Source organism: Luteibacter sp., from assembly GCF_051958795.1.
Lineage (GTDB): Bacteria > Pseudomonadota > Gammaproteobacteria > Xanthomonadales > Rhodanobacteraceae > Luteibacter.
Window position 1 is genome coordinate 1 of the sequence record NZ_JBQCFT010000319.1, and the last position, 8,448, is coordinate 8,448.

Here is an 8,448-nt window from a genome sequence, read left to right on the forward strand (position 1 = left end):
CGCCAGCTCGAGCAGCAGCGCCAGCAGAACCAGATGATCCAGGAAGAGGCCGCCCGCCTGCAGCAGCAGGGCGTGGAGTACTCGCAGGCGCTGGAGCAGGCCAAGGCCGAGGGCGACAAGGCCCGTCAGGTCGCCGCAGCCCAGGCCAAGGTCGCCAACGCCGCCAAGAAGCAGGCCGCGCTGGCCGAGGCCGCCGCCCGTGCCATGCGCGACATGAACTCGTCGGATGGCGGCGCGCCCGCCAATACCCCGGCGACCGGTTCGTCGAAGAAGAAGTCCTCGGGCGGCAACTAAGCCCCGAAGGCATCGCGCGCAAGCGCGCTCCCACAAGGTCGTATCGATCCCTGTGGGAGCGTGCTCGCACGCGATGGCCCCCAACGCCCGCCGCCACACCTGCCGCGTAAGCCGTTGCTGATGCAACCGTTTTTGCGCGTGATTTTGCGAAAATTCTCTCTTGCAGCCCCCCTGGCAGGGGAGTAGCTTGGACCTCCCGGCGCGTGAAAAACACGCGGCGGGACCCTGCCGGAGCATGCGTTGAAGTTCACCAGGCACGCACCATCTAGCGAGCCCGCATGGCTCCCCTCACGACCGTCCCGCGCCGCGGGCGGCCCCAACGCGAGGAGATCTGCAATGTTCGAAAACCAGCAGCGTGACGACGTCGAGAAGTTCATCCACGCCAACGCGGAAACCCGTCGTCTTTATTCCCAACATCAGGAACTCAACAAGAAGCTCGAGGAAGCCGGACGCGGATGTCTTCCGCTAAGCGACCGGGACCTCACCCAGATGAAGCGGGATAAGCTGCACGCGAAGGAAAAACTCGAACGGATGTGGGATTCCTGGCAGGCCTCACGGCCACACTGAGTCGATCCATGGGTACAGGAAAGGGCGCGCATGTCGCGCCCTTTTTGTTGCGCTGCATAAACGTGTGCCTGCCGGATCAGGGGCCTCGCATACATCGTTTCGCCGTAGCCTGAACAGCGGGGGATCGAACAGCCTCGCCACCCACTATCATGGGCGCCCATCGGGCAGGGTCGAAGGGGCCCTGCCGGCACACCATACGGAGTTCCAATGAAGGTTCATGACAGCGTCCTCGATCTGATCGGCCGCACCCCCATGGTGCGCGCCCAGCACCTGGATACCGGCTGTTGCGAGCTGTTCCTGAAGCTGGAAAGCGCCAACCCGGGCGGCTCGGTGAAGGACCGCATCGGCATGTCCATGATCGAGGGCGCCGAGCGCGCCGGTAAGATCAAGCCGGGCGACACGCTGGTCGAAGGCACCGCCGGCAATACCGGCCTGGGCCTGGCCCTGGTCGCGCAGCAGAAGGGCTACCGCCTTGTGCTGGTGGTCCCCGACAAGATGAGCCGCGAGAAGATCTTCAACCTGAAGGCGATGGGTGCCGAGGTCGTCCTCACCCGCTCGGACGTCGCCAAGGGCCACCCCGAGTACTACCAGGACATGGCGGAGCGCATCGCGCGCGAAACGCCGGGGGCGTACTTCATCAACCAGTTCGGCAACCCGGATAACCCGGCCGCCCACGTCCAGACGACGGGCCCGGAGATCCTCGACCAGCTCGACGGCAAGGTCGACGCCATCGTCGTCGGCTGCGGCTCGTCGGGCACCATGAGCGGCCTCACGGCGTACCTGCGCGAGCACTCGCCGAACACCAAGATCATTCTCGCGGACCCGGTCGGCTCCATCCTCGCCCAGTACATCAACGAGGGCACGCTCTCGGAGAAATCGGGCTCGTGGATGGTCGAGGGTATCGGCGAGGATTTCCTGCCGTCGATCAGCGATTTCTCCAGGGTCGAGAAGGCGTTCGCCATCAGCGACAAGGAAAGCTTCCTTGCGGCTCGTGAGCTGTTGTCGAAGGAGGGTGTGCTCGGTGGTTCCTCCACCGGTACGCTACTGTCCGCCGCGCTGAAATACTGCCGCGAGCAGACCGAGCCGAAGCGCGTGGTCACCCTAGTCTGCGACACGGGTAACAAGTACCTGTCGAAGATGTACAACGACTACTGGATGCTCGATAACGGCTTCATTGAGCGCGAGCATTACGGGGATCTGCGTGACCTGATCCTGCGCCCGTATGCGCAGCGCGACACGGTGGTCGTCAAGCCGGACGATATGCTGATCACGGCCTATAACCGCATGAAGCTGTATGACGTGTCTCAGCTTCCGGTCATGGAAGGGGACCGCATCCGCGGCATCCTGGATGAGTCGGACGTGCTGCTGCACGTGCACTCGGATGAATCGAAGTTCCGCGACCCGGTGTCGACGGCGATGATTGCTTCGCCGGAAGTGATCCAGGTGACCTCGTCGATTGAGTCGCTGATGTCCGTGTTTGAAAAGGGCCACGTCGCCATCGTTGTCGATGGCGAGCAGTTCCTCGGCCTGATTACCCGAATCGATCTACTCAATTACCTGCGCCGCAAAGTTAACTGAATTTTCCTAAGGAAGAACGACCATGTGTGGAATCGTCGCAGCCGTTGCGCAGCGTGATATCGCTCCCATTCTCATCGCCGGCCTGAAAGCGCTGGAGTATCGCGGCTATGATTCGGCGGGCATGGCCATCGCCGACGAAGGCGAGATCCGTCGCGTGCGTGCGAAGGGTAAGGTCCGTGAGATGGAGGCGCTGTACGACGCCGATCCGATCCCGGGTGGTACTGGCATCGCGCACACACGCTGGGCGACGCATGGCGTGCCCAGCGAGGTCAACGCCCATCCGCACGTGCAGGGTCGCATCGCGATCGTGCACAACGGCATCATCGAGAACTACGCCAGCCTGCGCGAAGGGCTGCAGGCGAAGGGCCGCACCTTTCACTCGCAGACCGACACGGAAGTGATGGGTGCGGTCATCGACGAGCACGTGCAGGCTGGCAAGTCGCTCCGCGACGCCGTTACCGCCGCTGTTCGCGAGCTGGAAGGCGCGTATGCCATCGCCGTAATGAGCCTCGATGAGCCGGGCCGGATTGTCGGCGCGCGCCGCGGCTGCCCGCTGCTGGTGGGCATCGGTATTGGCGAGCACTTCCTCGGGTCGGATGCCCAGGCGCTCATCAAGGTTACCAACCGGATGATGTACCTGGAAGAGGACGATATCGTCGAGATCACCCGCAACGATGTGCAGGTGTTCGACATCCAGGGCAACCCGGTCGACCGCGCCGCGCATGAGAGCGAGATCAGCGCCGATGCCGTCGAGCGTGGCGAGTACCGCCACTACATGCAGAAGGAAATCTTCGAGCAGCCGCGTGCGGTCGCCGATACGCTGGAGGGCCGTATTGGCCCCCACGGCGTCCTGCCCAACATCTTTGGCATCGATGCCGATCCCATCCTCGACAAGACCCGCGGCATCCACATCGTCGCCTGCGGTACCAGCTACCACGCGGGCATGGTCGCGAAGTACTGGATCGAAGAGCTGGCGCGCATCCCGGTCGTGGTGGAAGTGGCCAGCGAGTACCGTTACCGCGACGTCGTGGTGCCGGACGACACGCTGTTTGTCGCGATTTCCCAGTCGGGCGAGACCGCCGATACGCTGGCGGCCATGCGCGAATCGCGCCGTCGCGGGTACCTCGCTACGTTTGCCATTTGCAACGTGCCCGAGTCTTCCGTGGTGCGTGAATCGGACCTGCGCCTGATGACCCGCGCGGGCCCGGAAATCGGCGTCGCCTCGACCAAGGCCTTCACCACCCAGCTGGCGGCCTTCGCCCTGTTGGCGCTCGACCTCGGCCGTCGGCGCGGGCTCGACTCCGCCGCCTACCTCGCGCATTGCCAGGAGCTTCAGTCGCTTCCGCGTTACATCGAGAACGCCCTGCGCACGGAAGGAGACATCATCAAGATCGCTGACCATTTCAATACAAAGCAGCATGCGCTCTTCCTGGGGCGCGGCGCGCAGTATCCGGTCGCGCTTGAGGGTTCCCTGAAGCTGAAGGAAATCTCGTACATCCATGCGGAGGCCTATCCGGCAGGTGAACTGAAGCACGGGCCGCTCGCGCTGGTCGATGAGAACATGCCTATCGTTGCCGTGGCACCCAATGGCCCGCTGCTCGATAAGCTAAAGTCGAACCTGCAGGAAGTACGCGCACGTGGGGGTGAGTTAATCGTGTTCGCCGACGAGCGCGTCGAGATGGATACGGATGCCGAGCATCTAGCGACGGTGTTCGTGGACGGCGGCGGCGATCTCATCGCACCCGCTGTGTTTACTATCCCGATGCAGCTACTTGCGTATCACGTCGCCGTGCAGCGTGGTACGGACGTCGACCAGCCACGCAACCTCGCGAAGTCCGTGACGGTGGAATGAGTCGCCTGATCATCACCGGGGCCGGCGGTTTCGTCGGCTCCACCATTCGTGCGGAGGCCGCCCGTGGCCGCTTCGAGGGATGGGATCTCATACCTGCGCCTGCGGGGCTAGATATCCGTGATGCTTCGGCGATGCGGATCTGGATAACGGCGGAGCGACCGGATGCCGTTTTGCACCTCGCCGCCCAAGGATTCGTTCCGCGATCGTTTGATGCGCCAGGAGAAACCCTGGATATCAACCTTGGGGGTACCCTCAACCTGCTGCGTGCGCTATCTGCGGCGAAGTTCGCGGGGCGCCTCGTCTACGTCAGCTCGGGCGACGTATACGGCCTGGTTCCGGATGCTGAGTTACCGGTGGATGAGCGGCTCCCGGCGGCACCGCGCAATCCCTACGCGGTGTCGAAAGTGGCCGCGGAAGAGCTGGTTCTCATGTGGCACCGGACCTATGGACTGGATGCCATCATCGCCCGGCCGTTCAACCATATCGGCCCCGGTCAGGCTCCCCAGTTCGCGGTGCCTTCTTTTGCTTCGCAGATTATCGCCGTTGAGCGTGGCGCCACGCCGGTAATCCTTACGGGTGATATCGACACCACCCGGGATTTCACGGATGTTCGCGACGTGGTTGCGGCTTACAATGCCCTGCTCCATTCGGGGCGGGCGGGCCAGCGGTATGTGATTGGCAGCGGCCGCGAATACCGCATGCGCGCGCTCATCGAAATGATGTGCGAGCTTGCGGGCGTCGAAGTAGCACTGGAGCAGGACCCGGCGCGGATGCGCCCGGCGGAGCAGCGCCGCATGGTGGCCAATGCCGCCTTACTGAAAGAACACACGGGGTGGGAACCACTGATTCCCATCCGCGACACTTTGACTGCAGTACTGAACGACGCGAGAGGCAGAGCATGAGCAACGGCCAACGATCGGCCCTGATCACCGGCATTACGGGGCAGGACGGTGCCTATCTGGCGCAGCTGTTGCTTGGCAAGGGCTACCACGTATACGGCCTCGCTCCGCGTCGTAGCACCGATACGTCGTGGCGCCTGCGAGAACTGGGTATCCTCGAAGACGTCCATATGATCGATGGCGACCTGGCCGACCTCTCGTCGCTGATCCGCGCTATGGAGCAGTCCCGCGCCGATGAGGTATACAACCTCGGTGCGCAGAGCTTCGTCGGCACATCGTGGCAGCAGCCGTTGCTCACGGCGGATATCGATGGTACGGGCGCCATTCGCATGCTCGAGGCAGTGCGGATCGTGAACCGTGACGCGCACTTCTACCAGGCATCGACCAGCGAAATGTTCGGGATGATCAAGGCCGAGCGGCAGGACGAGGACACACCGTTCCACCCGCGCAGTCCGTACGGGGTGGCCAAGATGATGGCCCACTGGGCCACGGTGAACTATCGCGAAAGCTACGGCATGCATGCCTCGAGCGGCATCCTGTTCAACCACGAATCACCGCTGCGTGGCATCGAGTTCGTGACGCGCAAGGTTACCCACGCCGTGGCGTCGATCAAGCTGGGTCATCAGAACGAGCTGCGACTGGGCAACATCGATAGCAAGCGCGACTGGGGCTTTGCTGGCGACTACGTGGAGGCGATGTGGCTCATGACGCAGCAGCCCGCCGCGGATGACTACGTGGTCGCCACCGGTATCACCACGACGGTTCGCGACATGTGCAAGCTGGCGTTCGAGCATGTCGGGCTTAACTACGAGGACTACGTAATGATCGATCCGAAGTTCATGCGGCCGGCCGAGGTTGACATCCTGCTGGGGAATCCTGCGAAAGCCCAGGCCAGGCTCGGCTGGGCGCCGAAGACGCCGATGGAGGCGCTGATCGCCATGATGGTAGATGCCGACCTGCGCCGGTTGTCACGGTGAGGCGTGGATGTCCATGAAATGCTTCAAGGCGTATGACATCCGCGGCCGCGTGCCGGACGAGCTTAACGAGGAAATCGCGTACCGGCTGGGTCGTGCCTTCGCGCGCACAGTCGGCCCGGGCCCGGTGGTCGTCGGCTATGACATACGAAAGGACAGCCCTGCGTTCGCCGCGTCCATCGTGCGCGGACTGAATGACGAAGGGCGCGATGCCATCGATATCGGGTTGTGCGGCACGGAGGAGGTTTACTTCCAGACCTTCCACCGGGGTGTCGCCGGCGGGATCATGGTCACCGCGAGCCACAACCCGATCGATTACAACGGCATGAAGCTGGTGCGCGAAGGCGCCCGGCCCATCAGCGGCGATACGGGCCTCCGCGACATCGAGCGGATGGTGGAAGAGGATGCGTTCGGCGAATCCGCGGCGGTTCGCGGAACCCTGGTGCGGGATCACGATAAGTCAGCCTATATCCAGCATTTGCTCGGCTACATTGATCCGGCAGCGATCCGTCCGCTAAAAGTCGTGGTGAACGCGGGCAACGGCGGCGCTGGTGCCGTGGTCGACTTGTTGGAGAAGCACCTGCCGCTGGAGTTTATCCGGATCAACCACGAGCCTGACGGTACTTTCCCGAACGGGATTCCAAATCCATTGCTCCCCGGGAATCGTGCCGCCACGGCGGATGCCGTCCGTGCGCATGGAGCCGACCTGGGCATCGCGTGGGATGGTGATTTCGACCGTTGCTTCCTCTTTGACGCCGATGGTGAGTTCATCGAGGGGTATTACATCGTTGGACTACTGGCGGCCCAGCTGCTGGAGAGACACCCCGGCGCAAAGATCATCCATGATCCGCGCCTGACGTGGAATACGATTGACATGGTGCGTGCCGCTGGGGGGGTACCGATTGAAAGCAAGACCGGGCATGCCTTCATCAAGGAGCGGATGCGCAGTGAGGATGCGATTTATGGTGGTGAGATGAGTGCGCACCACTATTTTCGTGAGTTTGCTTACTGCGATTCCGGGATGATTCCATGGCTGCTCATTGCCGAACGGCTTTCGAGGGCTGGAGTGCAGCTGTCGAGCATATTGGCCGAACGTATGTCGGCCTATCCGTGCAGTGGCGAGATCAACTTTGTCGTCGATGATGCTATAGCCATTGTGGAGCGCGTGCTCGCGTTTTACGCTGACCGGTCCCCGGTGCTCGAGCGCGTCGACGGCGTAAGCGCGGAATTCGGCCGCTGGCGTTTCAACTTGCGATCGTCGAATACCGAGCCACTTCTGCGGTTGAATGTCGAATCGCGTGGCGACGTACATCTTATGCGGCGCATGACGTTGGAGCTTAGCGGCCTGATTCAGGGGCGCGGGGCCGCGTGACGCGCCAGTTTCTGCAGTTCGCCGCGGCGGGCGTCCTGGGGTTCGTCGTGGATGCGAGCGTCCTTTATCTCACCCTTTGGGTGGGCATCGGCTACTTCGCAGGGCGACTTGTGTCGTTCCTAACGGCGGTCTTCGCGACCTGGCAGGTAAACCGGCGATTCGCATTTGCGCACGGCCGGCGATCCTCGACTTGGGCAGAGTGGTGGCAATACCTGGCGGCCATGACACTCGGTGGCGTAATCAACTACGCTGCGTATAGCGCGGTCATCATGACCTCTCCGCACGGCAAACTTACCCCCCTCGTCGCGGTAGCTGCCGGATCAGGGGTGGGGATGCTCGTCAATTTCCTGAGCGCGCGCTTTTGGGTGTTCCGCGGCCTGTAACCCCTCTGTTGCGTCACGGCTTGCACGAATTGACCTGCTTGACGTAAGTTCTTGCGGTCGCGATGACTTCAGCGCGCCAAACCGGTTCAGCCAGGAGCTTCTCATGCAGTGTGCTGTGTGTAGTGGGATCATGTGTACCGGCTTGGCTGGCTGGCACTTTCGATGTCCTCAGTGTGGATTCGAGGCGTCGTCCCTCGAGGCATCCGATCTTGCCATGGATGATCGAGTCGTTGCAGAAGCCGAGCGGGAATCCGGTCTGGAGAGTCTGCGTAAGCAGGGATTTGCCCAGACGTTTGGTATTCTTTCCCGATTCCGGGGAAATGGGCGCTTGCTGGATGTCGTCTGTGCCCATGGTTGGTTCCTGGATGCGGGCGTCGAGAATGGATACACGGTTACCGGTATCGAACCAAGTACCCGTGTAGCTGCGCGCGCCGTTTCCCGCGGGCATCGTATCCTGCCGGGGTACTTCCCAGCTGCAATCCCTGCCGGTGAGGCGTTTGACGTGGTGTCGTTCAATGACGTCTTTGAG

8 protein-coding genes and 1 pseudogene are annotated in these 8,448 nt (G+C 62.5%); all 9 read left to right on the plus strand.

Annotated features, from left to right (window positions below; all coding sequences use genetic code 11):
* Positions 1-294: pseudogene (locus tag ACTHLF_RS16540) on the plus strand (hypothetical protein); the annotation flags it as partial.
* 336 nt (positions 295-630) lie between these two features.
* Positions 631-861 carry a YdcH family protein gene (locus tag ACTHLF_RS16545; RefSeq protein WP_440328658.1) on the plus strand — a complete coding sequence of 77 codons (231 nt, stop codon included), beginning with the start codon at positions 631-633 and terminating at the stop codon, positions 859-861.
* Positions 862-1,068: 207 nt separating this feature from the next.
* Positions 1,069-2,439: a pyridoxal-phosphate dependent enzyme gene (locus ACTHLF_RS16550; protein ID WP_440328659.1), complete on the plus strand. Its 1,371-nt coding sequence runs from the start codon at positions 1,069-1,071 to the stop codon at positions 2,437-2,439.
* 22 nt (positions 2,440-2,461) lie between these two features.
* The gene (glmS, locus tag ACTHLF_RS16555; protein WP_440328660.1) at positions 2,462-4,291 is read left to right on the plus strand and encodes a glutamine--fructose-6-phosphate transaminase (isomerizing); all 1,830 of its coding nucleotides are present in this window, start codon (positions 2,462-2,464) and stop codon (positions 4,289-4,291) included.
* Positions 4,288-5,193 carry a GDP-mannose 4,6-dehydratase gene (locus tag ACTHLF_RS16560; RefSeq protein ID WP_440328661.1) on the plus strand — a complete coding sequence of 302 codons (906 nt, stop codon included), beginning with the start codon at positions 4,288-4,290 and terminating at the stop codon, positions 5,191-5,193. Before glmS ends, ACTHLF_RS16560 begins: the two co-directional genes overlap by 4 nt.
* The gene (locus ACTHLF_RS16565) at positions 5,190-6,167 is read left to right on the plus strand and encodes a GDP-mannose 4,6-dehydratase (RefSeq protein WP_440328663.1); all 978 of its coding nucleotides are present in this window, start codon (positions 5,190-5,192) and stop codon (positions 6,165-6,167) included. Before ACTHLF_RS16560 ends, ACTHLF_RS16565 begins: the two co-directional genes overlap by 4 nt.
* A 7-nt stretch (positions 6,168-6,174) precedes the next feature.
* Entirely contained in the window at positions 6,175-7,536 is a 1,362-nt protein-coding gene (locus ACTHLF_RS16570) for a phosphomannomutase (RefSeq protein ID WP_440328665.1), read from the plus strand.
* Positions 7,533-7,919 (plus strand): GtrA family protein, encoded by a 387-nt coding sequence (locus ACTHLF_RS16575; RefSeq protein WP_440328667.1) that lies wholly within the window; start codon positions 7,533-7,535, stop codon positions 7,917-7,919. The genes ACTHLF_RS16570 and ACTHLF_RS16575 overlap by 4 nt, the downstream gene beginning before the upstream one ends.
* Positions 7,920-8,133: 214 nt before the next feature.
* Positions 8,134-8,448, plus strand: a 315-nt coding sequence (locus ACTHLF_RS16580) for a class I SAM-dependent methyltransferase (protein WP_440328668.1), incomplete at its 3' end; no start/stop codon positions are given.

Coding starts and splice junctions, on each gene's coding strand:
- ACTHLF_RS16545 (WP_440328658.1), top strand. CDS start 631: ATGTTCGAAAACCAGCAGCGTGACGACGTCGAGAAGTTCATCCACGCC.
- ACTHLF_RS16550 (WP_440328659.1), top strand. CDS start 1,069: ATGAAGGTTCATGACAGCGTCCTCGATCTGATCGGCCGCACCCCCATG.
- glmS (WP_440328660.1), top strand. CDS start 2,462: ATGTGTGGAATCGTCGCAGCCGTTGCGCAGCGTGATATCGCTCCCATT.
- ACTHLF_RS16560 (WP_440328661.1), top strand. CDS start 4,288: ATGAGTCGCCTGATCATCACCGGGGCCGGCGGTTTCGTCGGCTCCACC.
- ACTHLF_RS16565 (WP_440328663.1), top strand. CDS start 5,190: ATGAGCAACGGCCAACGATCGGCCCTGATCACCGGCATTACGGGGCAG.
- ACTHLF_RS16570 (WP_440328665.1), top strand. CDS start 6,175: ATGTCCATGAAATGCTTCAAGGCGTATGACATCCGCGGCCGCGTGCCG.